This window comes from Streptomyces sp. NPDC026377, assembly GCF_055567715.1.
Map to the genome: position 1 here is coordinate 1 of NZ_JBVHPV010000009.1, position 24899 is coordinate 24899.

At 74.7% G+C, this 24899-nt stretch carries 23 protein-coding genes; 9 read left to right on the top strand and 14 right to left on the bottom strand.

All coding sequences use genetic code 11. The features are described 5' to 3' along the window. Window positions 1-215 precede the first annotated feature (215 nt). Both ACZ4MU_RS19645 and ACZ4MU_RS19650 read right to left on the bottom strand, forming a co-directional pair. A complete protein-coding gene (locus ACZ4MU_RS19645) occupies window positions 216-2357 on the bottom strand; it encodes a phage holin family protein (RefSeq protein ID WP_467878646.1) in 2142 nt (713 codons plus the stop codon). Window positions 2358-2552: 195 nt separating this feature from the next. Beyond that, entirely contained in the window at window positions 2553-2957 is a 405-nt protein-coding gene (locus ACZ4MU_RS19650) for a hypothetical protein (protein WP_365099663.1), read from the bottom strand. Between the two features lie 267 nt (window positions 2958-3224). Here ACZ4MU_RS19650 and ACZ4MU_RS19655 point away from each other — a divergent pair, with 267 nt between their 5' ends. Continuing rightward, a complete protein-coding gene (locus ACZ4MU_RS19655; RefSeq protein ID WP_467877997.1) occupies window positions 3225-3995 on the top strand; it encodes an MBL fold metallo-hydrolase in 771 nt (256 codons plus the stop codon). Beyond that, window positions 3995-4651, top strand: coding sequence for a DedA family protein (locus tag ACZ4MU_RS19660; RefSeq protein WP_467878649.1), 657 nt, complete (start codon window positions 3995-3997; stop codon window positions 4649-4651). Before ACZ4MU_RS19655 ends, ACZ4MU_RS19660 begins: the two co-directional genes overlap by 1 nt. A 64-nt stretch (window positions 4652-4715) precedes the next feature. On the opposite strand, the gene ACZ4MU_RS19665 is transcribed toward ACZ4MU_RS19660, so the two are convergent. Together ACZ4MU_RS19665 and ACZ4MU_RS19670 are read right to left on the bottom strand one after the other, a co-directional pair. Further along, a complete protein-coding gene (locus tag ACZ4MU_RS19665) occupies window positions 4716-5930 on the bottom strand; it encodes an aminotransferase class I/II-fold pyridoxal phosphate-dependent enzyme (RefSeq protein ID WP_467877999.1) in 1215 nt (404 codons plus the stop codon). Between the two features lie 174 nt (window positions 5931-6104). After that, window positions 6105-6812 (bottom strand): ANTAR domain-containing response regulator, encoded by a 708-nt coding sequence (locus tag ACZ4MU_RS19670; protein ID WP_467878001.1) that lies wholly within the window; start codon window positions 6810-6812, stop codon window positions 6105-6107. Window positions 6813-6883: 71 nt separating this feature from the next. On the opposite strand from ACZ4MU_RS19670, the gene ACZ4MU_RS19675 reads away from it, so the two are divergent. Next, a complete protein-coding gene (locus tag ACZ4MU_RS19675) occupies window positions 6884-8086 on the top strand; it encodes a PAS domain-containing protein (RefSeq protein ID WP_467878003.1) in 1203 nt (400 codons plus the stop codon). Here ACZ4MU_RS19675 and ACZ4MU_RS19680 read toward each other — a convergent pair. Then, window positions 7998-8831: an RNA polymerase sigma factor SigF gene (locus ACZ4MU_RS19680; protein WP_467878006.1), complete on the bottom strand. Its 834-nt coding sequence runs from the start codon at window positions 8829-8831 to the stop codon at window positions 7998-8000. The two genes, ACZ4MU_RS19675 and ACZ4MU_RS19680, sit on opposite strands and share 89 nt — an antisense overlap. Window positions 8832-9083: 252 nt before the next feature. Between ACZ4MU_RS19680 and ACZ4MU_RS19685 the strand changes: the two genes are divergently transcribed. Beyond that, on the top strand, window positions 9084-9560 hold the full coding sequence (locus ACZ4MU_RS19685; RefSeq protein WP_467878009.1) for a CBS domain-containing protein: 477 nt from the start codon (window positions 9084-9086) through the stop codon (window positions 9558-9560). A gap of 7 nt (window positions 9561-9567) precedes the next feature. On the opposite strand, the gene ACZ4MU_RS19690 is transcribed toward ACZ4MU_RS19685, so the two are convergent. Beyond that, window positions 9568-10158: a TIGR03086 family metal-binding protein gene (locus tag ACZ4MU_RS19690; protein WP_467878011.1), complete on the bottom strand. Its 591-nt coding sequence runs from the start codon at window positions 10156-10158 to the stop codon at window positions 9568-9570. A gap of 74 nt (window positions 10159-10232) precedes the next feature. Between ACZ4MU_RS19690 and ACZ4MU_RS19695 the strand changes: the two genes are divergently transcribed. Continuing rightward, a complete protein-coding gene (locus tag ACZ4MU_RS19695; protein WP_467878014.1) occupies window positions 10233-11750 on the top strand; it encodes a phosphatase PAP2 family protein in 1518 nt (505 codons plus the stop codon). A gap of 26 nt (window positions 11751-11776) precedes the next feature. On the opposite strand, the gene ACZ4MU_RS19700 is transcribed toward ACZ4MU_RS19695, so the two are convergent. Continuing rightward, entirely contained in the window at window positions 11777-12538 is a 762-nt protein-coding gene (locus ACZ4MU_RS19700; protein WP_467878016.1) for an MBL fold metallo-hydrolase, read from the bottom strand. Window positions 12539-12769: 231 nt separating this feature from the next. Between ACZ4MU_RS19700 and ACZ4MU_RS19705 the strand changes: the two genes are divergently transcribed. Together ACZ4MU_RS19705 and ACZ4MU_RS19710 are read left to right on the top strand one after the other, a co-directional pair. Beyond that, entirely contained in the window at window positions 12770-13579 is an 810-nt protein-coding gene (locus ACZ4MU_RS19705; RefSeq protein WP_467878018.1) for a methyltransferase domain-containing protein, read from the top strand. A gap of 24 nt (window positions 13580-13603) precedes the next feature. Further along, window positions 13604-13951: a VOC family protein gene (locus tag ACZ4MU_RS19710; protein WP_467878020.1), complete on the top strand. Its 348-nt coding sequence runs from the start codon at window positions 13604-13606 to the stop codon at window positions 13949-13951. A 101-nt stretch (window positions 13952-14052) separates the two neighbouring features. On the opposite strand, the gene ACZ4MU_RS19715 is transcribed toward ACZ4MU_RS19710, so the two are convergent. From ACZ4MU_RS19715 to ACZ4MU_RS19725, 3 genes are all read right to left on the bottom strand, one after another. Beyond that, window positions 14053-16041 (bottom strand): DUF5107 domain-containing protein, encoded by a 1989-nt coding sequence (locus ACZ4MU_RS19715; protein ID WP_467878022.1) that lies wholly within the window; start codon window positions 16039-16041, stop codon window positions 14053-14055. A gap of 134 nt (window positions 16042-16175) precedes the next feature. Further along, entirely contained in the window at window positions 16176-16724 is a 549-nt protein-coding gene (locus tag ACZ4MU_RS19720) for a GNAT family N-acetyltransferase (protein ID WP_467878024.1), read from the bottom strand. Window positions 16725-16881: 157 nt separating this feature from the next. After that, window positions 16882-17319: a YdeI/OmpD-associated family protein gene (locus tag ACZ4MU_RS19725; RefSeq protein WP_467878026.1), complete on the bottom strand. Its 438-nt coding sequence runs from the start codon at window positions 17317-17319 to the stop codon at window positions 16882-16884. A gap of 358 nt (window positions 17320-17677) precedes the next feature. Between ACZ4MU_RS19725 and ACZ4MU_RS19730 the strand changes: the two genes are divergently transcribed. Both ACZ4MU_RS19730 and ACZ4MU_RS19735 read left to right on the top strand, forming a co-directional pair. Next, a complete protein-coding gene (locus ACZ4MU_RS19730) occupies window positions 17678-18418 on the top strand; it encodes a GntR family transcriptional regulator (RefSeq protein ID WP_467878029.1) in 741 nt (246 codons plus the stop codon). Window positions 18419-18451: 33 nt separating this feature from the next. Next, window positions 18452-19543, top strand: coding sequence for an adenosine deaminase (locus ACZ4MU_RS19735; RefSeq protein ID WP_467878031.1), 1092 nt, complete (start codon window positions 18452-18454; stop codon window positions 19541-19543). A 37-nt stretch (window positions 19544-19580) separates the two neighbouring features. Here the strand turns inward: ACZ4MU_RS19735 and ACZ4MU_RS19740 are convergent, their stop codons facing one another. Genes ACZ4MU_RS19740 through ACZ4MU_RS19755 form a run of 4 tightly spaced genes read right to left on the bottom strand, consistent with a single transcriptional unit; the run spans window position 19581 to window position 24713 of the window. Continuing rightward, on the bottom strand, window positions 19581-20528 hold the full coding sequence (locus ACZ4MU_RS19740) for a S66 peptidase family protein (RefSeq protein ID WP_467878034.1): 948 nt from the start codon (window positions 20526-20528) through the stop codon (window positions 19581-19583). Beyond that, complete coding sequence (locus ACZ4MU_RS19745; RefSeq protein ID WP_467878037.1) at window positions 20525-22546, bottom strand: S9 family peptidase; 2022 nt, start codon at window positions 22544-22546, stop codon at window positions 20525-20527. Before ACZ4MU_RS19745 ends, ACZ4MU_RS19740 begins: the two co-directional genes overlap by 4 nt. Window positions 22547-22561: 15 nt before the next feature. Beyond that, window positions 22562-23887, bottom strand: coding sequence for a M20/M25/M40 family metallo-hydrolase (locus ACZ4MU_RS19750; RefSeq protein ID WP_467878039.1), 1326 nt, complete (start codon window positions 23885-23887; stop codon window positions 22562-22564). Then, window positions 23880-24713, bottom strand: a complete 834-nt coding sequence (locus tag ACZ4MU_RS19755; protein WP_467878041.1) for a M55 family metallopeptidase — start codon at window positions 24711-24713, stop codon at window positions 23880-23882. The genes ACZ4MU_RS19750 and ACZ4MU_RS19755 overlap by 8 nt, the downstream gene beginning before the upstream one ends. Window positions 24714-24899: the final 186 nt, after the last annotated feature.

The following is a 24899-nucleotide window of genomic DNA, read 5'->3' on the forward strand; positions in this document are numbered from 1 at the left end:
CCTCAAGGCACTGACACCGATGCCTCGAAGCAGGCGTCTTTGCAGGTCAACGACCTCATGCTACGGTTTCGGACGTTGCTCCCAGTGGCGGTCGCCACCGGCAATCCGAACTGCCGGGCATGTCTGCTCTGGGTGTCCTGCGTGGTCATGGGGTAGTGCGCCTCTCTCCGTGCCAAAACCCGTTCATGGTCGGGTACGGAGGGCCCCGCTCAAAATCACGCGGATTTGTCCCGTACGGCCGCCCCCTCAACCGGAAAAGGTTCGTCCGCTTCCGCTTCGGGCCGGGGAATCTGCGGGGCGGCCGGAACCGGCACCTGCGGCCCCTCGCACTCGCGCAGCCACCGCCGCAGCACCCGGTGCACCTGCTCGGCGCCCACCAGCAGCTCCCCCTCGGCGACCGGCGCCGACAGTTCGCGCGGCGACAGCAGGAAGGCGTGCGCCTGCTCGCCGCCGAGCCCGCCGTGCGAGCCGATCTGCTCCTCGAAGGCGTGCACCTCACCGGTGACCGGGTCGTACATGGAGTTGACCATGATGTCGGCGGTGTGCGGGAAGGTGTCGGTGCGCCGCACGGCCTCGGCGGCGCCCGGTCCGAACCCGCTCAGCGGACCCTTGTCGTCCTCCAGTTCACCGATCGGCACCTCCTGGAGGCGGTCCGCGTCCGCCCCGCCGATGACCACCGCCCCGTGTTCCTCGCTGCGCACCAGCAGGAAGCCGACGCCGGGGTGGCTCGCGAGGGTGCGCAGGAGCGCGGGGTGGCGGCGGTCGATCTCCTCGCGGCTGAGGCGCCCGGCGGTGTCGGGGAAGGAGACGAGGCCGAGGTTGCCGGAGGCGAGCACGACCGGCTCGGAGGCGGGGTCCGGCTCCCCCCGGCCCGGCTCCCCCCGGCCCGGAACCGGCCGGTGCAGCGCGACCCGTACCGCGTCCCGCGCCTCCGCGCCGCTCTTGGTGCGCCCGGCGCTGCGCGGCACGGGCAGCCCGCACCCGGCCCGCACCAGGTCCTTCAGGGTCAGTCCGTAGGCACCCGCGAAGGTCTCCCCCGGGCTCTGCCCGTGGTCGGACAGGAGCACGATCCGGTACGCGCGCGGGGCGTGCTCGGCGACCTTGGCCAGCAGTGCGACCGACCGGTCCAGGCGTTCCAGGACCTTGCGGGCGTCCCGGCCGCGCGGCCCGGAGTGGTGGGCCACCTCGTCGTACGCCACCAGGTCGGCGTAGACGGCGGTGCGCCCGGCGAGCATGTCGCCGATCACCGCCGCGACCACCACGTCGCGCTCGACGACGGTCGCGAAGGCCCGGATGAACGGGTAGAGCCCGCCGCGCCCGACCCGCGGCGCGTCCCCGCGCAGCCGGGCGCGGGTGGACTGGCCGATCTCCCGGCCCACCTCGGCGACGAAGGAGAGCGCGGTGCGCACGGCGTTGGCCGGGTCGGAGAAGTACGCGAAGTAGCCCGCCCGGGAGCGGTTGCGCCGGCCGCGCCGGGCGGCCATCGACAGGACGAGCGCGAGCTGGTCGGCGCCGCCGGAGAAGAGGTTGCCCCGGCTGGCGCCGTCGAGGGTGAGCAGCCCCGCGTCGCCGGTGCGCTCCACCGCGCGGCGCTGGAGCTCGACGGCACAGGCCGGGCGGTTGGAGACCATCAGCTCGCCGGTCTCCTTCTCGTACCAGCGGAAGGCGGGCACGTCGAAGGTGGAACCGTGCAGGATGCCCAGCTGGCTGGCGCCGGTCTGGCTGGACCAGTCGGTGCGCCACGGGGTGAGCCGGTGGGTGCGCCCCAGCCAGCCCGCCACCGTCGGCATCAGATTGGTGCCGACCGCGTGGCACAGCACGTCGTGGCCGACGCCGTCGAGCTGGAGGAAGACCGTGCCGGGCGTCTCCTCGCCCGGCAGGTCGTCACCGCGTCTGCGGCGGCGCCGGTCGGCCAGACGCGAGAGCCTGCGCCGGTAGGCGTTGTCGTCGCGGACCGCCAGCGCGGTGGAGGTCGCCGAGGCGACGGCCGACATCACCGCGGCCACCACCACCGCCGTCTCCGGCTGCGCCGCGCCGCGCCCGCTGGGGATCAGGCTCAGCGCGATCAGCAGCAGCGAGCCGTTGAGGAAGAACACCAACAGGCCCAGGACCAGGGCGGGGACCAGCAGGAAGGCCCGGACCACCAGCGGCCACACCAGGGCGCCGAGCAGACCGAACGCCCCCGCGCCCCAGGCGGCGGTGAGCGCGACGCGGGTGATGCTGTCCCCGCCCTCGGACTTCAGCCGGAAGTCGGGGAGGATCCCCGCGAGCGCCATCATCGTGAGGGTGGACACCGCCCACACCACGACCACCCGCACCAGGGCGCTGCCCGCCGTCCGCCATCGCCCCGCACTCACGCCGCTCGTCACTGCCTCTCCGCCTAGCCGTTCACCCCCAGCGTGTCACAGGGGCGGGAACCGGCCGTCGCGGTGGACCGGCGGCGGGCGGCGGTGCGGCGGGCGGCGGCCCGCGGTGCGGTGGGGGCGGGCGGTGTTCAGCAGTGCGGTGGGTGGCGGGCTGCGGTCCGCGGTGCGGTGGGTGGCGGGTGGTGTTCAGCAGCCGTCGTAGCCGGCGGTCGGCATCGAGAGCCTGCGGTGGATGTGGGCCTTCTTGGCCGCGTCGTAGTCCGGCTCGACGAGCCCGGCCGTCTCCAGCCGCACCCCGCGCCGCTCGCACTCCGCGGAGAAGTCCGGCACCGACGTCAACGCGCGCGCCAGGACGCGCTCGTTGGGCGCGACGAAGAGGTCCACCTGGCCCGCCTCCACGTCCGTCCACAGTCCCTCGTGGTCGGGGCGCAGACCGTAGAAGAGCAACTGCCGGGTGACGACGTACCCCTTGTCGGCGGCCCAGCGCGCGCACATCTCGTGCTGGCTGCGGGTGTCCACCAGGAAGGGGTCGAGGTCGAGTTCCTCCAGCGGGGTCAGACTGGCGATCGCCGCCACTCGCACGTCACCCATGACCGACCCCCATGCCCTTCGTCGTGGTGCCGACCCTACTCCTGGTTCACGGCGGCGAGGAGTAGCCGCATGAGTGGCAGATCTTCCAGCCGTCCTGGGTGACCGCGAGTATCCCGCCGCAACGCGGGCACTGCTCCGAGTGCATGATCATGCCGGGCCTTCCCTTCGTGGACCGATGAGTACCCCGGGCCCCGTTCTGTGCGCCCCCCGACACATAGGCTCGTACACAACAGCGCGCACGGTGGTTTTTGAGCGGAGGAGATTTCGGTGCCGGTGGAGATCACCTGGTGGGGTCACGCCACCTGCACGATCGAGGACTCCGGGGTGCGGGTGCTCACCGACCCGCTCTTCGCCCGGCGGCTGGCGCATCTGCGCAGGCGGCAGGGGGCCCTGCCGCCGCCCGAGGCCGCCGTCGCCGACGTCGTCCTCGTCTCGCATCTGCACTCCGACCATCTGCACCTGCCCTCGCTCGCCCGGCTCGCCCCCGGGACCCGGCTCGTGGTGCCCCGCGGCGCGGTCGCGGCCGTGCCGGGGCTGCGCCGGCTCGGGCTGCCGCTGACCGAGGTGCGGCCCGGGGACCTGGTGGAGGCGGGTGAGGTGCGGATACGGGTGGTGAACGCGCGGCACGACGGGCGGCGGCTGCCGTTCGGGCCGCACCGGGCGCCCGCGCTCGGTTTCGTCGTCGAGGGCCGGGCGCGCACCTACTTCGCCGGGGACACCGGGCTCTTCGACTCGATGGCCGAGGAGGCCGGGCCGGTCGACGTGGCACTGCTGCCGGTCGGCGGCTGGGGCCCGTTCCTGGGCCCGGGCCATCTGGACGCGGGCCGGGCCGCCGAGGCCCTGGCGCGGCTCGACGCGCGGGCGGCGGTCCCGGTGCACTACGGCACGTACTGGCCGATCGGGCTCGACGGGGTGCGCCCGCACGAGTTCCACGCGCCCGGCGACGACTTCGTCCGCCACGCGGCCCGGCTGGCGCCCGGGGTGACGGTGCACCGCCCGGCGCACGGTGAGAGCGTACGGCCGGGGGCCACCCGGTGATCGCCGCGTTCCTGGCGCGGGCGGCGGCCCAGGTGCCGCCCGAGCCGACCCAGCAGGCGCTCGGCTACCCGTCCCTGTTCATCCTGGTGGTCCTCGGCTCCCTTGTGCCGGTGGTGCCCACCGGGGCGCTGGTGTCGACGGCGGCGGTGGTCGCCTTCCACCAGACGGCGTGGTTCTCGCTGCTGCTGGTCTTCGGGGTGGGCGCGCTGGCCGCGTTCCTCGGGGACGTGGCCCTGTACTGGCTGGGGCGGCGCGGGGTGCGCTCGCGCGGCGGGTCGCGGTGGCTGGCCGCGCTGCGGGACCGGGCGGCCCCGGACCGCCTGGCGCAGGCCGAGGAGAAGCTGAACCGGCACGGGGCGGCGGTCCTGGTCCTCTCCCGGCTCGTCCCGGCGGGCCGGATCCCCGTGATGCTGGCGTGTCTGCTGGGCGGTATGCCGCTGCGCACCTTCGTCCGCGGCGATGTGCCCGCGTGTGTGGCCTGGGCCGGTGCGTACGGTCTGATCGGCATTCTGGGCGGCTCGCTGTTCCCGGAGCCGTGGCAGGGCGTGGTGGCGGCGGTGGCGCTGACGGTACTCATCGGCGCGGCCCCGTCGGTGTGGCGCAGGGCGCGGCACGGGGCACACCCCGAGCGGGCGGGGACCCAGCACCCCAAGTAGGGGCGGGCGTCGCAGCGGCAAACCCGGGGTCCCGGCGAACCCGGGGTCCCCGCGACCCCGGGGCTCACAATCCCTTCAAGGCCTCCTTGAACGCGTCCAGGGCCCGCCGTACATGCGGCAGTCGTAGCGGGTCCGGCGACTGGAGGGTCTGGGCGGCCTCCTCCTCGGTCGTCCCGAGCAGCGGTCCCGTGGCGAGCCGGGCGCGCAGGGCGCCCAGTTCGTCGCCGAAGCGGTGGCCGCCGGGTGCGGGGGCGCCGAGCCGGGCCGTCAGATGCTCCTCCAGCTCCATCGAGTCGGTGACCCCGCGTGCGGCCAGCCGGCTCCGCAGGCCGCCGAAGTCGGCGTAGAGGTGACGGCCCGCCTGCGGGGGCCTGGCGAAGGCCCCCGCCGCCAGGACCGCGCGGTGGGCCTCGGTGGCGAGGGCGCCGTGCAGGACCGCGGCCCGCCGCATCCGTACCGCCACCGGGTCGGGCTCGCCCAGGGCGTACGCCGCGGCCTCCGCGACCGGCCCCGCCAGCACCGAGCCGAGCGCGGTGAGGACGTCGAGGGTGCGGGCCCGGCGCTGGGCGCCGTGCTCGGTGTCGGGGAAGCGGGCGACGGCGGCGGGCCACCCGGCGGGGGTGAGCGCGCCCGACAGGTCGGACAGGACGGTGACGTCGTCGGGCCACATCTCGGCGGGGCTGAAGAGGACCGTCTCGTGCGGGCGGTGCAGGGTGTCGCGCCAGGTCTCGTCGCTGATGATGTGCAGCCCCTCCCCCACGGCCGCCTCGCACGCCTCCCGTACGGTCTCGGGCGGCGCGACCGTCGCGGCGGGGTCGTCGGCGACGGAGAGCACCAGGACCCGGGGCAGCCCGCCCTCGCTGCGCACCCGGCGCACGGTCTCCAGCAGGGCGAACGGATCGGGGACGCCGCCGCACTCCGCCGGGGTCGGCACATGGAAGGCGGGCCGTCCCAGGAGCCGGGCCTGCGGGGTCCACCAGGCCGGGCAGGGACGGGGCAGCAGGACGTCTCCCCCGTACGAGGCGAGCAGCGCGAACAGGAGCGGCTGGGCGCCGGGCGCGGCGGCCACCAGGCCGGGTTCGCAGCGCAGTCCGCGCCGGTGCCAGTAGCCGCAGGCGGCGGCGCGCAGCTCGGGTCCGCCACCCAGGGGTTCGGGCCGGGTGCGCCCGGCGGCGTCCGCGAGCACCCCGGCGAGTTCGGGCAGCACGGGCAGTCCGGTGCCGGAGGCGGGCGGTCCGTACCGGACGGGTCCCCGGCCTTCCGCCACCGTGCCGTGCATGCGCCGCCTCCTTCACCCGTGCGGTCCGCCGTTTCGGCTCCTTGAGCCCTTTGCGGGGTTGAGCCCTTGTCTGCGTGAGCCCTTTGTCTGCTTGAGCCCTTTATACGGATGTTTGCTCCGCGGCGCCGCTCCGTATGCGTACCCGGCCGTCCCGATCCGGCCCGGGGCGGCCGTTCAGGAGAGGCGGGTGAGGGCGGAGAGCTCGTCCTCCAGGCCCCGGCCCTTGGTGCGCACCACGCCCTCGGCGATGTCGGACAGCTTGCGGTTGGCGTGCTGCGAGAGGGTGCGCAGCAGGGCGAAGGCCCTCTGCGCGTCGCAGCCGAGCACATGCATCACGATGCCGCTGGCCTGGTCGATCACCGGGCGGGAGCGCAGCGCGGCCTCCAGCTGCTCCACCTCGGCCAGCGCCGCGCGGTAGCGGCGGTCGCGGGCGATCCCGGCGGTGGCCTCCTCGCCCAGGATGCTCACCGGGCCGCACACGGTGTCGTCGAGCGCGCCGGGGCGGAAGCTGAAGAGGCTGAGGGTGACCTCGATGCCGCCGCGGCGGAACGGCAGGGTCACACAGGACCGTACGCCCGACTCCAGGGCCACGGCACGGTAGCCGGGCCAGCGCTCCTCCGTCAGCAGGTCCCCGGTGTCCACCGGGGTACCGGCGTCCAGCGCGGTCGGGATGGGCCCGTCGCCGCACTCCAACTGGACGCTCACCAGCGGTTCGAGGTCGGGGTGCGTGGCGGTGACGCGGCGCTCGGAACCGCTGTCGGCGATGGTCGCGACGGCGCCGCAGGAGGCGGGCGCGCAGCGCACCGACTGCTCGGCGAGCCGGGAGAGCCGGCCCACGGGCGAGAGGGGTTGCGGTCGTTGGCGTTCCGGCTCGGAGAACATGGGAAAACCTCCTGAAGCGCGCGTTCCCCGCGCCGGAACCAGGAAACGGCGCCAGCGGCTAACTTGCTGCCATGACGCAGACGGTGGACGAGTTCGGCGAGGAACTGGCGGACTTCGTCAGACGGGTGGCCGAGTTGCGCACCGCGCGCTCCCAGGACGCCGGGGAGCAGCTCACCCTCCTCGACGCCGCGCTCTTCGAACTCCAGCATGTGGCCGACCAGCTGTGGCCCCGCTACGAGCGGTGCGTCGCCGACGCCACGGACGCGGCCGGCTCCCCGGGCGACCGGCAGGAGCGGCTGCTGCTGAAGGCGCTGTTCCAGCGGCTGCCCCTGCCGGTGGCGCTCGTCGACCGCGAGACGGTGGTGCGCAGGCTGAACTTCGCGGCCACCGGACTGACCGGGGCCCGCGCCGGATACGCCACCGGACGGCCGCTGGCCGCCCTGCTGATGCCGGGCGACCGTGCCGCGTTCCGCTCGCAGGCGGCGGCCGTGGCCCGCGGCGAGGGCGACCGGGGGCTGACCGTCCGGCTCCAGCAGCGCCCCGAGGAGCCCCTGTTCGCCACGCTGTCCGCGCTGCGTCCGCCGGACGAACCGCACCCGGCCGTCCTGGTCGTCTTCCAGCCGGGGATGTCGGCGCCCGCCCCGGCCGCCCCCGCGGAGCCCGAGGTGCCCGACCTCGCCGGTTCGGCGCGGCACGCCCGGCTGATGGACCTCGTCGACACGATGGCGGGGGCCCTGCTGGGGCTGGCGCCGGGGGCCGGCGCCGAGGCGCTGGAGACCGCTGCCCGGGTGCTGTGCGGGCGCTTCGCCCAGTGGGTGATCGCCGATGTGGTGGAGGAGGGGCTGCGGCGGGTCGCCGTGCTGGGCCCGGCCGCCGAGGAGGACGCCGCACTGCGCCGGGCGCTCGCCGCGCAGGACCCTGCCAGTGCCCCGCTGGTGGCCGAGGCGGCCCGGGCGGGGGCGACCGCGCTCCGGCTGCGGCCCGAGGACACCGACGCGTTCGGCCACGACACCGGCGGCGTGGCGGTCCTGGCCCGCGCGGACGTGACGTCGCTGCTGTGTGTGCCGCTCGGCGCGCCCGGTCCCGTACAGGGGGTGCTCACCCTCTTCCGTACGGGTTCGGCGCGTCCGTTCTCGATGGCGGAGGCGCAGGCGATGGACGTGATGTCCCGCCATGTGGCGCTGGCTATGCGGCGTCCCGCTCCGCCGGACGGTGACCGGCCGGAGTCTGCTCCCGCAGGGCCTGGTCCCGCAGCCGAGTGCAGCAGCGGCTGATCAGCCGGGAGACGTGCATCTGTGAGATGCCCAGGTCCTCGGCGATGCTGCTCTGCGTCATGTCCCGGAAGAACCGCATGTAGAGGATCTGCCGCTCGCGCGGCGGCAGCCGGCGCAGCCCGGGCTTGACCGACTCGCGGTCGACGACGATGTCGAGCGCGGGGTCGGTCGCGCCCAGCGAGTCGCTGAGCGTGTACCCGTCCTCGGCGCCCGGCAGTTCGGCGTCGAGGGAGAGCGCGGAGAAGCTGTCCAGCGCTTCGAGACCGGCCTTGACCTCGTCCTCGGTCATCCCGGTGTGCGCGGCGATGTCCGCCACGGAGGGGTTGGGCGAGCCCCCGGTCTGCATGAGCTCCTGGCGGGCGGCGCGGACCCGGCCGCGCAGGTCCTGGACCCGGCGCGGCACGTGCAGGGTCCACATGTGGTCGCGGAAGTGGCGCTTGAGCTCGCCGGTGATGGTCGGCACCGCGAAGCTCTCGAACGCGGCGCCGCGCTCCGGGTCGTAGCGGTCGACGGCCTTGACCAGGCCGAGGGCGGCGACCTGGCGCAGGTCGTCGAGGGCCTCGCCGCGGTTGCGGAACCGGCCGGCCAGCCGCTCGGCCATCGGCAGCCAGGCCCGGACCAGCTCCTGACGCAGCGCGTGCCGCTCGGGCCCGGGGGGCAGGGCGGCCAGGCGGAGGAACGCGTCGGCGGTGTCGGGCGCGTCGTCGTGCGAGTGCTTGGCTGTGGCAGGTGCGTACGTACGCATGCGGACAGCTCCCTGGGGACGGTGGAATCGGATGGTGGTCACCGCTGGGAAGGGGCTGTACCCGGGGCCCCGGCCGGAGCACGGGCACGCCCGGAGCGGACAGCCGCTCCCACGGACGTGCCTCCGGTCCGAAGCACGACGTGCGCCTGCCCGGGGTCCCGCACTCCAAACCCCCCGGGTTTTCGGCATGGCCGGCGCGGGGCCGGGGTACTGCGCCAGGACCGAGCCGGCACGGAGAAAGGGCGGACAGCGATGGCACGGTACGTCCGTGAAGTCATGACGGCGGGTGTCGCGGCCGTGCGGCCCGACGCCTCACTGGTCGAGGCGGCCCGGCTGATGCGCGCCCAGGACGTCGGGGACGTGCTGGTGGCCCGGGGCGACCGGCTGATCGGGGTGCTCTCCGACCGGGACATCGCGGTGCGGGCGGTGGCCGAGGGGGTCGATCCGCTGGCCGTCAGCGCCCAGTCGGTCTGCACCCGGTCCTCGGTGAGCGTGCGCCCCGACGACGAGGTGGGCACGGCGCTGCGGCTGATGCGGCGGCACGCCGTGCGGCGGCTGCCCGTGGTCGAGGGCGGCCGGCCGCTGGGGCTGGTGAGCCTGTGGGACGTCACCGCGCACCAGGACTGCCGCCCGGCGTCCCCGGACAGCGGCCGGGTGGCGCCCCGTCCCGGCCGGGTGCCGCGCCAGAGCCGCTGGAGCGACCGGCCGCGGCCGCCTCACCTTCCCTGATCCACCGTCAGGCGGTACGGCCCAGCATCGCCAGCAGCCGCGTCTGGGCGTCGGCCCCCTCGGGCACGGTCACGGGCGCGTCGAAGAGGCTCGGCGGCAGCTGGTCGGCGTAGCCGCCGAACTCCCGCGCCGCCGCGTCCACCAGCGCCTGCGGCAGCCGCTCGTCGGCGCCGGTCGCCCGGGCCAGGTCCCAGGAGTGCACCACGGCGTCCGCCGTCAGCTGCGAGCAGTACGCGGCGGCGGGCGTCCGGCCGTACGAGAGGCCGACGGTGGCGTCGAGCGCCCCGGGCGCGGCGAAGGCGGCCACCGCGGCGGCCCGCGCCGTCTCCCACGCCCGCACCGGGTCCGTGCCGAGGACGTCGCCGTCGAAGGCGTCCCCGACCTCGGCGATGGTGCGGCCCTGGACCACCAGCGGCGGCACCCACAGCTGCTCCACGACCAGATGGCCGACGAGGTCGCGCACGGTCCACTCGGAGCACGGCGTGGGCAGGTCCCACTGCTCGGGCCGGACGGCGTGGACATGGGAGCCGAAGAGGGCGACGGCCTCGCGGTGAAGATCGAGGAGCCGGGCGGGGTCCACGGACGCAGAGGTATCCATGGGGCCACTGTGTCCGACCGGAGCCGAGGGCTCAAGCACGGATTGCGCTGTCCACGGGCGGGTACCCATGGTCCATGTCTTTTCCGTCCCAGCCGTCCGTGCCGCCCCCCGTCGAGCGTTCGTTCTGGACCGGGGGCCTGCCCCGCCGGCTCAGCGACCGCGACCGCGAACTGTTCCAGGTCGCCGCCGGCCGCAACTGGCCCGGTGCCCGCGCGGTGTTGCCGCGGCTGAGCCGGGCCGCCGACCACGGGCTGCTCTGGTTCGGCGCCGCCGCCGCGATGGCGGCCACCGGCTCGCCCCGGGCACGGCGGGCGGCGCTGCGCGGGGTGGCCTCGCTCGCGCTCGCCTCGGCGACCGTCAACACGGTGGCCAAGCGGTCGGTGCAAAGGCCCAGGCCGATACTGGAGCTGGTCCCGCTGGTGCGGCAGTTGAAGCGCCAGCCGATCACCACGTCCTTCCCCTCCGGCCACTCCGCCTCGGCCGCCGCCTTCGCGACCGGGGTCGCCCTGGAGTCGCTGGGCTGGGGCGCGCTGGTGGCTCCGGTCGCGTTGTCGGTGGCCGCCTCCCGGGTGTACACCGGGGTGCACTATCCGGGTGATGTCGTGGTGGGCGCGGCCCTCGGGGTCGGCGCGGCCTTCGCGGTCCGCGGTCTGGTCCCCACCCGGCGCCAGCTGCCCGCGCCCGGGCGGCCGTACACACAAGCGCCCGCGCTGCCCGGCGGGGAGCACCTGGTGGTCGTGGTCAACGAGCGCTCCGGCACGGCCGCCGCCAAGGCCTCGGCGGTGCGCGACGCGCTGCCGCTGGCCGAGGTGATCGAGTGCGCCCCGGAGGACCTGGAGGCGACGTTCGACAAGGCGGCCCGGCGCGGCCGGGCGCTCGGGGTCTGCGGCGGCGACGGCACGGTGAACCGGGCCGCGGTGGCCGCCGCCCGGCACGGTGTGCCGCTCGCGGTGTTCCCCGGCGGCACCCTCAACCACTTCGCGTACGACCTGGGCATCGAGGAGGTCCAGGACACCGCACGCGCGCTGGAGGCGGGCGACGCCGTCAAGGTGGACCTGGGCCGGTTCACTCCGGGCCCGGACGGCACGGCCGCCGGGTACTTCGTCAACACCTTCAGCCTCGGTGTCTACCCCGAGCTGGTGCGGCTGCGCGAGCGCTGGTCGCCGCGGATCGGCGGCTGGCCGGCCGGGGTGCTGGCCGCGTTCGAGGTACTGCGCGGCGAGCGGCCCCTGGAGGCCGAGGTGCACGGCAGGCCGCACGCGCTGTGGCTGCTGTTCGCGGGCAACTGCATCTACCAGCGCCTGGGACCGGCCCCCGCCCACCGCTACGACCTGGCGGACGGGCTGCTCGACGTACGGGTGGTGCACGGCGGCCGGCTGCCGGGGCTGCGGCTGCTGGCGGCGGCGCTCGCCGGACCGCTCAGCCGCTCCCCCGTCCACGCGGCCCGGCGGCTGCGCCGGCTGCGCATCGGCGCCCTCGCACCGCGCACCCCGGTGGCGTACGACGGGGAGGTCGCCCACATAGAGGGTGAGCTGACGGTCGACAAGCTGCCCGAGGCGCTTACGGTGTACCGGCCGCCGGTCCGCGCGTGAGGCGCGGACCGGGCGGCTGACGCGCCCTAGCCGGTGAAGGTGCCCCCGGGCTTGAGCAGCCGCAGCCGTTCGCCGAGCCCGGCGGCGGCGAACGCCTCGGTCAGCGAGTCCGCGCCCTCGCTGAAGTGGCCCCAGTGCTCGAAGTGGAGCGGCACCACCTGGCGGGCGCCAAGGATCTGGGCGGCCTCGGCGGCGGCCTCGCTGGTCAGGGTCAGCGGGGCGCCGTCGAGGAGCGCGGTGCGCGCCGCCCCGGCGAAGAGCACGGCCACGTCGACCGGGCCGAAGCGCTCGGCGATCGCGCGGACGTGGTCCAGCGAGGCGTTGTCGCCGCTGATGTAGACGGTCGGGACCGCGTCGCCGTGCAGGACGAAGCCCGTCACCTCGCCGGTCAGCGCCTCGGCGCCCTCGGGCCCGTGCAGCGCGGGCACCCCGGTGATCCGCAGCCGCTCACCGAGCTCGTACGTACGCCAGTTGGGCAGGGCCGTCACGGCGTCCCCGATCCTGGCGTGTGCGGCGGCCGTCGACAGGACGAGCGGCACCCCGGCCAGATAGGCGCGGCCGGACTCGTCGAGGTTGTCGGGGTGCTGGTCGTGCGAGAGCAGCACCGCGTCGACGGGGCCGATCTCGTCGGCCTCGACGGCCGGTCCCGCCGTCTTGACCAGCTTGCGGCCGGGGCCGGTCGGATAGTCGCCGGGCGCGTCGAACGTCGGGTCGGTGACCAGCCGGAAACCGCAGATCTCCACGACGGCGGTCGGCCCGCCCACGTACCGGATCGCTACCTCACCCATGGTGCCCTCCCAAGTGATCTTCCTTGCTCGGCAGGGGTAACGCGCCCGACGCTACGGGGTGTTCCGCCCCGGCGGTAGTACGGACCGGGCGGCGCGCGCCCGCCCCGGAGCACGCCCGGCGGACAGGGACGCGCGGTCCATATGATGAAACACAGGTCTCACCATGCGACATGGCGGCGTACGGTGACCGTACCGGCCGCACCGGCCGGACAGGGAGAGAGGGAGCCGGTCATGCCCCAGGAGAGTGCCGTCTACACGCACGGCCACCACGCGTCCGTCCTGCGCTCGCACACCTGGCGCACCGCGGCCAACTCAGCCGCCTACCTCATCGGTGAACTCCGTCCCGACGCACGGGTCCTGGACATCGGCTGCGGCCCCGGCACCATCTCCGCCGATCTGGCCGCGCTGGTCCCGGACGGCCACGTCACGGCCGTCGACGCGGCGCCCGGCATCGTCGAGCAGGCGCGGGCGTACGCCGAGGAGCGCGGGCAGTCCAACATGGCGTTCGCCGTCGCCGACGTCCACACCCTCGACCACCCCGACGCCTCCTTCGACGTCGTCCACGCCCACCAGGTGCTGCAACACGTGGGCGATCCCGTCCGGGCCCTGCGCGAGATGCGCCGGGTCACCCGCCCCGGCGGACTGGTCGCGGCACGCGACAGCGACTACGGCTCCTTCACCTGGTTCCCCGAAGTCCCGGCCCTGGACGCCTGGCTGGAGCTGTACCACCGGGTCGCCCGGGCCAACGGGGGCGAGCCGGACGCGGGGCGGCGCCTGCGGTCGTGGGCGCGCGCGGCCGGCTTCACCGACGTCACCTCCACCGCCTCGGCCTGGTGTTTCGCCACCCCCGACGAGCGCGCGTGGTGGAGCGGGCTGTGGGCGGAGCGCACGGTGGTGTCCACCTACGCACGGCTCGCGGTGGACGGCGGCCACACCACCGAGGCCGGTCTCGCGGCGATCGGCGAGGGGTGGCGGGAGTGGGCCGCCGACGACGACGGGTGGTTCATGGTGCCCCACGGCGAGATCCTCTGCCGCGTGTGACGGTCACCAACTAGGCTCGTTCGCATGGAGATCCTCGGTACCACTTTGCGCATCTGCGTCGACGATCTGGAGACCTCGGTGGCCTTCTACGAAGGCCTGGTCAACAGCAAGGCCCTGCGTTTCGAACGCGGCGGGGTCTCGGTCGCCGCGGTCGGCTGCTTCCTGCTGATGAGCGGTCCGGAGTCGGAGCTGGAGATCCTGCGCAAGGTGTCGGCCACGATCGCCGTGAGGGATGTCGACGACGCCTACCGCGCCCTGACCGGGGTGGGTGCGCGCGTCATCGCGGGCCCGGTCCCCACCCCGGTGGGCCGCAACCTGATCGCGGTCCACCCGGACGGCTCGGTGTTCGAGTACGTGGACCACCGGGGGTGACGCGCGTGCGGGGGCGCGGGTGGTGATGCGGGGCGGGTGCGCACCCGAGGGGGCGCGGGGGGGGGTGCCACAAGCCCCGCCCGGGGCCGGAGGCACGCCCCTCAGCAGGACGGCGGCCGCATCCGGTACGCGTACCGGTCCGGCAGCGGATCGTCCGTGATCCGCGACCACACCTCCTCCAGCACCTCCGCCCCCTCGCGCAGGTCCGCCACCTCGAACCCCGCGTCGAAGACGCCCCGCGCCCCCGCCAAGTCCCCCTCGGCCAGCAGGATCCGGGCCTCGAGGAACCGGAACGCCCCGCGTGCCCGTACGGGGTCCCGCAGCCGGTCCCAGACCGCGCGGGCGCCGTCCGGCCGCCCCGCCGCGAGCAGGGCCGTGATGGCCTCACGTCCCAGGGCGGCGGTCGCGGCCACCCAGTGCTCCCCTTCCCGGCGCTCCTGGCACAGGTCGTCGAACGCCTCGGCGTAGAGGTCGGCGGCCCGGCCCTGGTTGCCCGCGAGCCGGTCCGCGACGGCCAGACAGCGCAGCAGCGGCCAGCGCGAGGGCGCGAGCGGCAGCCCGCGCTCCCAACTGCGCACCGCCTGCGCCCGGTCGCCCGCGTACCACTGCGCGACCCCGAGGTGGTACTCGGTGAGCGGGGAGGCGGGCGCCGTCTCCAGCATGTCCCGCCAGTGCGGCGCCACCAGGGTCGGCCCCGGCGGCACGACCCGGCGCGGCTCGGGAAGCGCGCCCGCGTTCAGCAGCTCCAGCCAGGGCGCCTGCTCCTCGCCGAGCGTCGACTCGGGGAACGGCGTGCCCGGCAGCTTCAGGTTCCCGCGCAGCACTTCGAGCGCGCCCCAGCCGGACCCGGCGGCCAAGGTGGTGGTGGGCTCGGCGTCGGCGTACGGGCGCCAGGCCGCGTACGCCTCGTCGACGCTCGCGCGCGGCAGTGCCGCCTCCAGCCGCCGCGCCACCTCCTCGCGGGCCGCGCGCCAGTCGTCGCCGTGCACCCGCTCGGGGGCGGCGGCGAGCGGCCCGTACGCCTCCAGCCAGGCGAACTCCCCGCCCGCCTCCAGCGGAACGTGCTCCAGCTGGGTGCGGGCCAGGCCCGCCTGGATCTCGGCGTAGCCGGCGGTGCCGGGTTCGGTGAGCCACTCCTGCCAGCGCCGCCCGGCCCGGCCCGTGCCCCACAGGAACAGTTTGCGCCCCCGCAGCAGGTCGGTCGACGTCTGCACCAGGCCCTGCCCGGACGCGTCGAGCGAGGCGATCCAGCGGCGGGTGCCGTCGGGCACCTCGTAGAAGTAGTCGGCGGGATGCTCGCCGCGCAGCGGGTACGTACGGTCGGCGCCGTCCCACTCCGGGACCGGCACCCGCCGCAGGGTGCGCGCGTACCCGAAGTGCCAGGCACTGTCGGCGGGAGCGAGGACGCGGGTGCGCGTCCCCTCCTCCACGGCGGTGTTGGACCACCAGTAGACGGGCGCGGTCCGTTCGTGCGGGTTGCGCACCCGTACGCCCACGTACAGGAAGTCGGAGTCCTCGGGCAGCCAGAGGTCCACCTGGAACGGCAGGTCGCGCAGCCGCTCCCACTCCCACAGGCGCAGCATCTCCCCGCCGTCGGGGGCCGGGACGACGGCCGCGTGCACGGGGGCGCAGGCGAGGGTGGTGTGGCCGGTGGCGCCGATGTTCCACTCGATCCCACCGGAGAACCAGGCGCCGTTCAGGGCGAAGCCGGCGGGCTGGAAGACGGGGTTGACGTAGAGGAGTTCGCGGCCGGTCGGCTTGTGGAGGAGGGAGCGGATCCGGCCGCCGAGGCCCGGCAGGACGGTGACGCGCAGCCGCGCGTTCTCCAGGACGAGGGTGTCCAGGCCGGTGGGGGTGCGCTCCCGGCCGTAGCCGTCGAGGATCCGTACCGGCAGGACGGTGCCCAGCGGCCGGTAGCCGATCTGCCGGGCCATGTCGCGCGGCAGGTCCTCGCGGGCGTGTCCGGCTCGCCCGGCCCGCTCATCGGCGGAGTGCGCCTCGTCGAAGGGCCGCAGCGCGGGCAGCGGGTTGGGCTGTCCCAGCGGAGCGGCGGGCAGGGTCAGTACGGAACGTCGCACGGTCGTGGCCAAGACAACCTCATTCCCTCACGCGGTCGGCCGGCCCGTCCCCGTGGCCGCCCCGTGACCATGGAACACGGCACGCGCCGCGCTGACCAGAGGAGCCCCTGGTCAGGATTGCGCAAAGGCCGCCGCCCGGCGGGGAGTCAGCGGGGCTCGACCATCTCCGCCGTGATCGCCCAGCGCTGGTGGTCGCGCCAGGCGCCGTCGATGAAGAGGAAGTCGGGCGAGAACCCCTCCAGCCGGAATCCGGCGCGGCGCACCAGGGCGAGGGAGGCGAGGTTGCCCGGCTGGATGTTGGCCTCCAAGCGGTGCAGCCCGAGGGTGGCGAACGCGTACCGGGTGACCACGTCCAGCGCCTCGCTCATCAGCCCGCACCCGGCGGCGTGCGCGAAGGCGCCGTAGCCGAGGGCGCCGCTGAGGAACGCGCCCTGGACGACGTTGTTGATGTTGATGAACCCGGCGATCCGGCCGTCCTCGCGGGTACAGACGAGGAACCCGTACCGGGTCGGGTCCGCCAGCAGCCGCTCCGCGTAGGTGGCGTACGCGTCGGCGTCGGTCGGCGGGAAGAGCCACGGCGCGTGCAGGGACCGGCTCGCCCGGGCGAGCGCGGTGAACTCCTCCGCGTCCTCGAGGCCGAAGGACCGGAGACCCACACGGGGACCCTGGGCGAGATACGCGATCTTGTCGGGCACGGGGTCAGGGTACTGGGGGTGGGGCGGGCAGGGCTTGCGGGGTAGGTGGTCCCGAGCGCCTTTGGCGGGGCCCTCGCGCCCGCTGCGGCGCGGGTGATCAGGGGGGCGGGTGCGGCAGGCCGGGCGGCCGGGGCCACTGGGGCAAGGTGCTGGGACGTCACTTGCCCCGGAGCGACTCGACCAGCTTGTCGATGCGCCGCTGCCGCGTCTCGGGGCTCTTGGCGCTCTCGATCTCCCCGACCTGCTTGCGCTTGAGGCTGAAGGCCATCCGCTCGTACGCCCCGCGCAGCGCGGGGTCCGCGTCGAGGACGGCCGCGAGGTCGTCCGGCGCCTCGACCACACGCGGCTCGTCGTCGAGCCGGAGGTCCACCTCGACCTCCTCGCCCAGGTCGACACCGCTCGCCTCGCGGTTGGCCGCGCTGATGCCGATGAGGATCTGACCGCGCATGGCGGCGACCCGGGTACGCCAGGAGTGGCCGTTGATCTCGACCACCACGGGGGGCCGCTTGCCCTGTCCGAGCTCGTCGATGACGTTCTGCGGCACCTCGACGCCCAGCGCGTTGCCGGACGGGATGACCGTGGCCTTGAACTTCATGCTCGCACTCCTCGTCCGTACCGTGTGCCGTGTCAACGGCCCACGATATACCGGTAGTTGCGCCCGGACGGGGCACCTCCACGCCGCCCACCCGTCCCCCCGCCCGTACCGGCCGCTCCTGTCGGCCGCGTGGCGCCGGAGGAGGAGGCAGCCGCCACCGGGGGGTGTGCCACTCCTGCTGTACAGGATGAGCGGATGCCGTACGGGAAGGAGCGCCGGACCGGGCCGTACGGGTGAACGGCGGCTCCAACCGAGCCCCCCGGCCTCCGAGCCCCCCGGCCTCCGAGCCGCCGCCCTCCGGGCCGCCGACCTCCGGGCCGCCTTGTCAGACAAGTGGAGGCCGGGCCATGCTTGCGCCATGGCAGTCAGCGGACAGCAGCGCAGGCCGGTCGTCGCCCTGTACGAGCGGATCGCCGACGCGATCCACGACGGCACCTACCCGCCGGGCTCCACCCTGCCCTCGGAGCCGAGGCTCGCGGGCGAGCTGGGGGTCAGCCGCCCGGCGCTGCGCGAGGCGCTGCTGCTGCTCCAGGAGGACGGACTGCTCTCGGTACGCCGGGGCGTGGGGCGGACCGTGAACGACCGGCCGCCCCGGCGCGGCTTCGAGCAGCTCCAGCCGCTGGAGGAGCTGCTCGGGACGGGCGGACCCGTGCGGGTGCGCGCGCTGCTGCGCAGCGTCGAGGAGCCGACCGACTTCACCACCCAGCACCTGCTCCCCGGCGCCGGTGCGGAGCTGCGGTTCTGGGAGACCGTGCTGGCCGCAGAGGGGATGGCGGTGGCCTTGTGCCACGAGTGGGCCGCGCCCCAGGACGTGCTGGAACGGCTGCACCCCGCCTTCGCCGCCGCCCTGGCCGACGAGCCCGCACGATCGATGCTCGCGGTGCTCGCCGACGCCTCCCGGGGCGTACCGCTGAGCGCGCACAGCGGGGTGACGGCGACCCTGCTCGGGCGCCGCAGGGGCGGGCAGCTGGAGCGCCCGGCGGAGACCCCGGCCGTCCTGGTCACGCAGGTCGTACGGGTGGCGGGCACCCCCGTCCTCGCCGCCAAGCACGTACTGCCGAGCGGGGCCCCGGCCCTGCCGGTGCTCCACGGGGGCTAGGCCGTCTACGCCGAGGCTGTACACTCCCCGGTCATGCACTTGTCTGACAACTCCGCCGCCCAGCCCGTCGCCGACTGGATACGCCGCGCGCCCAAGGCCGTCCTCCACGACCACCTCGACGGCGGTCTGCGTCCCGCCACGATCGTCGAGCTGGCCCGCGACTGCGGCTACGAGGGCCTGCCGACCGAGGACCCGGCGGAGCTCGCGGTCTGGTTCCGCGACGCGGCGGACTCCGGTTCGCTGGAGCGCTACCTGGAGACCTTCGCCCACACCTGCGCGGTGATGCAGACCCGCGAGGCGCTGGAGCGGATCGCGGCGGAGTGCGCCGAGGACCTGGCGGCGGACGGGGTCGTCTACGCGGAGGTGCGGTACGCGCCCGAGCAGCACCTGGAGGGCGGGCTCACCCTCGACGAGGTCGTCGAGGCGGTGAACGCGGGCCTGCGCGAGGGCGAGCGCCGCGCCGGCGGGCGGATCACCGTACGCGCCCTGCTCACCGGGATGCGCCACACCGACCGCTCCCTGGAGATCGCCGAGCTGACCGTGGCGCACCGCGACCGCGGGGTGGCCGGGTTCGACATCGCGGGCGGCGAGATCGGCAACCCGCCGGCCCGCCACCTCCCCGCCTTCCAGCACCTGAAGCGGTCGAACTGCCACTTCACCATCCACGCGGGCGAGGCCGTCGGCGCCGAGTCGATCCACGAGGCCGTGCAGATCTGCGGCGCTGAGCGCGTCGGCCACGGGGTGCGGATCACCGACGACATCACGGTCCACGAGGACGGCACGGCCGACCTCGGCCACCTCGCCTCCTACCTGCGCGACAACCGCATCGCCCTGGAGGTCTGCCCGACCTCGAACCTCCAGACGGGCGCGGCCAAGGACTACGCCTCGCACCCGATCGACCTGCTGCGCCGCCTCGGCTTCCGGGTCACCCTGAACACCGACAACCGGCTGGTCTCCGGCACCACCATGAGCGAGGAGTTCCAGCACATGGTGGACGCCTTCGGCTACGGGCCCGAGGTGTTCGAGCAGTTCACCGTGGCCGCCGTGGAGGCCGCGTTCCTGCCGCTCCCGGAGCGCCGCCGCATCATCGACGAGCTGGTCCGCCCGGGGTACGCGGCCCTGTAACCACGGCTGCCGCGCGCGCACCTTCCCGGCGTACGGCCTACACCAGCGCGGGCACCTCCAGGGTGAGTGTGCCCGCGTCGGCGTCGAGCACCGCGGGCACCCCGAGCGGCATGGTGAGCGAGGGGGTGCAGTGGCCGAAGCCGAAGTGCTCCACCACCGGCACGCCGAGCGGGCCGAGCCGGTCGGCAAGGACGGCCCGCACCTTCTCGTACGGTCCGCACGCCTCCCAGGAGCCGAGCACCACTCCGGCCACCCCGTCCAGCCATCCCGAGCGCAGCAGCTGGGTCAGGATGCGGTCGATCCGGTAGTCCTCCTCCCCCACGTCCTCCAGGAGCAGCAGCCCGCCGCGGACCGAGGCCAGGGCGTCCGGGGTGCCCAGGCCCGCGGCGAGCAGGGCGAGGCAGCCGCCCACCGTGATCCCCCGGGCACGCCCCGGAACCATGGGGCGGGCGCCTTCCCCTCCGAGCGTGCGGGCCGCCTGGGGTTCGAAGAGCGTGGCGCGCAGGGAGCGCTGGGTCGGGTCGTCCTTGAGGAACGTCTCGGCCGACACCATCGGCCCGTACAGGGTGGAGAGCCCGAGGCGCGCCGCGAACGCCTCGTGCAGCGCGGTCACGTCGCTGTAGCCGACGAACACCTTGGGCCCGGCGGCACGCACGGCGCTCCAGTCGACCAGGTCCACCATGCGGTGCGCCCCGTACCCGCCGCGCGCGCAGAGCACCGCGTCGACCGACGGGTCGCACCACGCCTGCTGGAGGTCGCGCGCCCTGCCCTCGTCGCCGCCCGCGAGGTAGCCGAACTCCGGGTGCCGGTCGCGGACATGGGGCATCACGACCGGGTCGAGGTCCCAGCCGCGCAGGATGTCGAGCCCGGCGTCGAGCCGCTCGCCCACCACGGGACCACTGGGGGCCACCACCGCCACCCGGGCGCCCGGACGCAGCCGCGGGGGCCGGGTGAGCGGGGCTGGGGTGTGGTGTGCCGGGGTCACTTGTCCAGCTCCAGTCGGGGGATGTCCGACCGGTCGATGCCGAACGCCTGCGCGTACAGGGACAGTTCGGCCTCCAGGGCGCGGATGAGGGTGTCGGCGCGGCGGAATCCGTGGCCCTCGCCCTCGAAGGCGAGGTACGCGTGCGGGATGCCGCGGCCCGCCGTCCTGGCCAGGAACCGTTCGCACTGGGCGGGCCGGCAGATCGGGTCGTCGAGCCCCTGGAGCAGCAGGAACGGCACGTCGATCCGCTCCGCGTGGGTGATCGGCGAGCGTTGCGCGTACCGCCCGGGGTATGCGGCGCGGGGGCCGATGAGGGACTCCGTGTACTGCGACTCGAAGTCGTGCGTGCCCTCGGGCGAGGACCAGTCGGTGAGGTCGAGGACAGGGTAGAGGAGGGTCCCGCAGGCGTAGACGTCGGTGGTGGCGAGGGAGACCGCCGCGGTCCAGCCGCCCGCGCTGCCGCCCCGGATCGCCAGGCGCCGGGGGTCGGCGGTGCCCTCGTCCGCGAGCGCGCGGGCCACGGCCGCGCAGTCCTCGACGTCGACGACGCCCCACTGCTCGCGCAGCCGGTCGCGGTACTCCCGTCCGTACCCCGTGGAGCCGCCGTAGTTGACCTCGGCCACGCCGATGCCGCGCGAGGTGAAGTAGGCGATCTCCAGGTCCAGGACGAGGGGGACCTGGCCCGTGGGGCCGCCGTGCACCCGGATCACATACGGCGGCAGCTCCTCGGCGGGCGCCGTCCGGCCGGGGTGGTGCGGCGGGTAGACCAGGGCGTGGATGTCGCGGCCGCCCGGGCCGGTGAAGGTGCGGATCTGCGGCTCCGGGTAGTACGCCGGGTCCACCGCGTCCTCATGGGGGCGGCCGACCACCCGGGTGCGGCCCGAGCGGGTGTCCAGCTCGACCACTTCGGCCGCCGTGCGCGGGCTCGCGCCGACCCCGACGATCCTGCTGCCGTGCACCGCGAGCGTCCCCTGCCAGGCGGTCCAGGGCCCGGCCGCGTCGACGACCTCGCCGCTCTCCGGGTCGAGTATGCCGAGCGCGGTCGAGCCCCGGCCGTGGACCACGGCGATCAGACCGCTGTCCAGGGGCTGGAACCAGCGGCGGCCGATCTGCCAGAGCGGACCGCCGAACTCCTCCTCACGGGGACACAGCGCCACCGCCGCGCCCTCGCGGTCCGCCGGACCGGAGGAGAGGGGGTCCGTGGGCGCCGGGTCGGCCCGGTAGAGGTTCCACCAGCCGGTGCGGTCGGAGGAGAACAGGAGCCGGCCGTCGGGCGCCCACTCCACCTGCGCGATGGACTCGCCGGGCCCGCCCGCGACCGGGCGCGCGGCCGCGAGGACGCCGTCCTCCCCCGCCTCCGCGAGGATCAGCTCGGTGCCGTCCCACGGCATGTCCGGGTGGTCCCAGGCGAGATAGGCCGCTCGGGAGCCGTCCGGGGAGAGCCGGGGGCCGGTGACGAAGCGGTGCCGCCCGTCGGAGAGCTCGCGCACCCGGCCGCGGTCCTCGGCGGCCGAGCCGTCGAGTGGTACGGCCGCGAGGACCCGGCGCACGTCGGTGGGCGCGTCGCCGGTGAACTCCTCCAGGACGCACCACACTTCGCCGCGCCCGGCCACGAGGACGGGGTCGGCCCAGCGCAGCCCCTCCCCCACCGCCGAGAGCGGGGTGAGCGGCCTGGGCTGCCCCGGGGCGTCCGGCTCGTACACGTACAGCCGCTGGTCCGGGAAGTGGGCGAAGACCACGAGCGGGCCACCGGTCTCCCGCGTCGTCGCCGCCCACGGCACACCGCCGTACTCGACGACCCGGCTGCGTACGTTCCACGGAGGGGGCAGCAGAGACTCGGTGGTACCGTCCGCCCGGCGGCGGACCAGGGCGCGGCGGCCGCCCTCGGTGGGGCGCGGCTCGGTCCACCACACCTCCTCTCCGACGACGCCGACGAAGTCGGGCGAGCCGTCGCGGGTGGCGGCGAGCTCGGCGTCGATGGGCGACGGCCAGGTTCCGTAAGGCCCGATGGGCACCATGTCTTCCCACTCCCCCTATGCCGAACGCAGATAGTGGTCGAGGACCCGCACGCCGAAATGGAGGGCGTCCACCGGGACCCGTTCGTCGACGCCGTGGAACAGCGCCTGGTAGTCGAAGCCGGGCGGCAGCCTCAGCGGCGAGAAACCGTATCCGGTGATGCCGAGCCGGGAGAACTGCTTGGCGTCGGTTCCGCCGGACATGCAGTACGGCACGACATGCCCCTCGGGGGCGAACTTCTCCACGGCCGCGCGCAGTTTGGCGTACGTCGGGGTGTCCACCGGTGCCTGGAGGGCGACCTCGTTGTGGTGGAACTCCCAGTCGACGTCCGGGCCGGTGAGCCGGTCGAGCGTGTCGCGGAACTCGTCCTCGGCGCCCGGCAGGAAGCGGCCGTCCACATACGCCGTGGCGTGCCCCGGGATCACGTTGACCTTGTAACCCGCTTGCAGCATCGTCGGGTTGGCGCTGTTGCGGACGGTCGGCTCAACCAGGGCGGCGGCCGGGCCGAGCTTGCCCAGGAGCTCGTCCATATCGAAGCCGCTGGTCTCCGGGTGGGCGTCGATCCCGTACAGCGCGGCGAGCTCGGTCAGGGCCGCCCGGACGGTCGGGGTGAGCCGGACCGGCCAGCGGTGCTCCCCGATCCGGGCGATCGCGGCGGCCAGGCGGCTGACCGCGTTGGCCGGGTTCACCTTGGAGCCGTGGCCCGCCCGGCCGTGCGCGGTGAGCTTCAGCCAGCCGGTGCCACGCTCGCCCGCCGCGATCGGGTACAGCTCGAGGCGGGGGCCGGCATGGAAGGTGAACGCGCCGGATTCACTGATGCCCTCGGTGCACCCCTCGAAGAGGCCGGGGTGGTGGTCGGCGAGGAAGCCGGAGCCGTCGACCGCGCTGGCCTCCTCGTCCGCGGTGTAGGCGATGACGATGTCCCGGCGGGGGCGCACGCCCGCGCGCGCCCAGGCCCGGACGACCGTGAGGACCATCGCGTCCATGTTCTTCATGTCGACGGCGCCCCGCCCCCACACCACGCCGTCGCGGACCTCCCCGGAGAAGGGGTGCACGCTCCAGTCGTCCGGCTCGGCGGGCACCACGTCGAGGTGGCCGTGGACCAGGAGCGCGTCGGCCGAGGGGTCGGTGCCCTCGATGCGCGTCACCACGTTGGTGCGCCCCGGCGTCCGCTCCAGCAAGGTGGGCTCCAGGCCGGCGGCGGCGAGCCGCTCCGCCACGTACTCCGCGGCGGGGCGCTCGCGGCAGTCGCCGCCGCCCCGGTTGGTGGTGTCGATGCGGATGAGCTCGGAGGTGAAGGCCACCACCTCCTCCAGCGCCCGCGCGTCGATGTGCTCAGCCATACTGCTCCTCCACCGCGGCCGAGACGATCGTGGTGACCGCCTTGAAGGTGCGGATGCCCTCGTACATGGTGTCGCTGGTGTAGGCGACGCGGCGCTCACCGGTGCGCTCCGCGCCCGGGACCACCGTGGCGGCCATCGCCAGGTGCTCCGCGTCGAACTCGACCTCGACGGTGAAGGGCCCGCCCCGAACAGCCTCGTGACGCGCCGCCAGGGCAGCGGCCCCCTTCGCGGCCGCCCTGATGTCGGCGGCCGTACGCGCGGGAGTACGGCACACCGCCGCGTACCGCGAGACGTGGTCCTTGACCGCCACCTTGCGCGCCCCGGGGGCATACCCCTCGGCGTCCGCGCAGGTCAGGTCGTCGCCGGTGACGAGAACCACCGGCACTCCGTACTCCGCGACCACATGGGCGTTGAGCAGCCCCTCGCTCGCCCGTGTCCCGTTCAGCCAGACGCCCGTGATGGAGTTGGCGAGATAGGTGTGCGCCAGCACCCCTTCGGCGCCCGCTCCCGTGTGGTACCCGACGAAGGCGACACCGTCCACGTCACCGTGCTGCACGCCCTCGACCATGGACAGCGACTTGTGGCGCCCGGTGAGCATCTGCACGCGCTCGTCCATCTGCTCCAGCAGCAGGTTGCGCATGGACCAGTGCGCCTCGTTGACGAGGACCTCGTCGGCACCACCGTCGAAGAAGCCCAGCGCCGCGGCGTTGACGTCGGAGGTGAACAGCGCACGACACCGCTCCCACTGCGGGGCACCCGGCAGCACATCCCCCGGCCAGGTGACACCGGTGGCGCCCTCCATGTCGGCGCTGATGAGGATCTTCATGCGTACGACGCTACCGGCCGCCGAATATGCTGGCCAGAGGCCACACCGCCGCCGGGCACCCACCTGCTGGGATCAGTCGCGACAGCATCGCGCAAAGCCACGACCCTGCAGCGCCTCGGGTTCAGCGAGAGGGCGTCCGGCTCAGGGACCGCCGGTCCCGGCGGCGGAAGACCCCGGCAGCGGTGC

Bases quoted from the DNA above. Each gene is read 5' to 3' on its own strand.
- ACZ4MU_RS19685 (WP_467878009.1), top strand. From the start codon at position 9,084: ATGGCACGGTACGTCCGTGAAGTCATGACGGCGGGTGTCGCGGCCGTG.
- ACZ4MU_RS19750 (WP_467878039.1), bottom strand. From the start codon at position 23,887: ATGGCTGAGCACATCGACGCGCGGGCGCTGGAGGAGGTGGTGGCCTTC.
- ACZ4MU_RS19650 (WP_365099663.1), bottom strand. From the start codon at position 2,957: ATGGGTGACGTGCGAGTGGCGGCGATCGCCAGTCTGACCCCGCTGGAG.
- ACZ4MU_RS19700 (WP_467878016.1), bottom strand. From the start codon at position 12,538: ATGGGTGAGGTAGCGATCCGGTACGTGGGCGGGCCGACCGCCGTCGTG.
- ACZ4MU_RS19690 (WP_467878011.1), bottom strand. From the start codon at position 10,158: ATGGATACCTCTGCGTCCGTGGACCCCGCCCGGCTCCTCGATCTTCAC.
- ACZ4MU_RS19755 (WP_467878041.1), bottom strand. From the start codon at position 24,713: ATGAAGATCCTCATCAGCGCCGACATGGAGGGCGCCACCGGTGTCACC.
- ACZ4MU_RS19665 (WP_467877999.1), bottom strand. From the start codon at position 5,930: ATGCACGGCACGGTGGCGGAAGGCCGGGGACCCGTCCGGTACGGACCG.
- ACZ4MU_RS19675 (WP_467878003.1), top strand. From the start codon at position 6,884: ATGACGCAGACGGTGGACGAGTTCGGCGAGGAACTGGCGGACTTCGTC.
- ACZ4MU_RS19735 (WP_467878031.1), top strand. From the start codon at position 18,452: ATGCACTTGTCTGACAACTCCGCCGCCCAGCCCGTCGCCGACTGGATA.
- ACZ4MU_RS19705 (WP_467878018.1), top strand. From the start codon at position 12,770: ATGCCCCAGGAGAGTGCCGTCTACACGCACGGCCACCACGCGTCCGTC.
- ACZ4MU_RS19680 (WP_467878006.1), bottom strand. From the start codon at position 8,831: ATGCGTACGTACGCACCTGCCACAGCCAAGCACTCGCACGACGACGCG.
- ACZ4MU_RS19745 (WP_467878037.1), bottom strand. From the start codon at position 22,546: ATGGTGCCCATCGGGCCTTACGGAACCTGGCCGTCGCCCATCGACGCC.
- ACZ4MU_RS19730 (WP_467878029.1), top strand. From the start codon at position 17,678: ATGGCAGTCAGCGGACAGCAGCGCAGGCCGGTCGTCGCCCTGTACGAG.
- ACZ4MU_RS19710 (WP_467878020.1), top strand. From the start codon at position 13,604: ATGGAGATCCTCGGTACCACTTTGCGCATCTGCGTCGACGATCTGGAG.
- ACZ4MU_RS19695 (WP_467878014.1), top strand. From the start codon at position 10,233: ATGTCTTTTCCGTCCCAGCCGTCCGTGCCGCCCCCCGTCGAGCGTTCG.
- ACZ4MU_RS19725 (WP_467878026.1), bottom strand. From the start codon at position 17,319: ATGAAGTTCAAGGCCACGGTCATCCCGTCCGGCAACGCGCTGGGCGTC.
- ACZ4MU_RS19670 (WP_467878001.1), bottom strand. From the start codon at position 6,812: ATGTTCTCCGAGCCGGAACGCCAACGACCGCAACCCCTCTCGCCCGTG.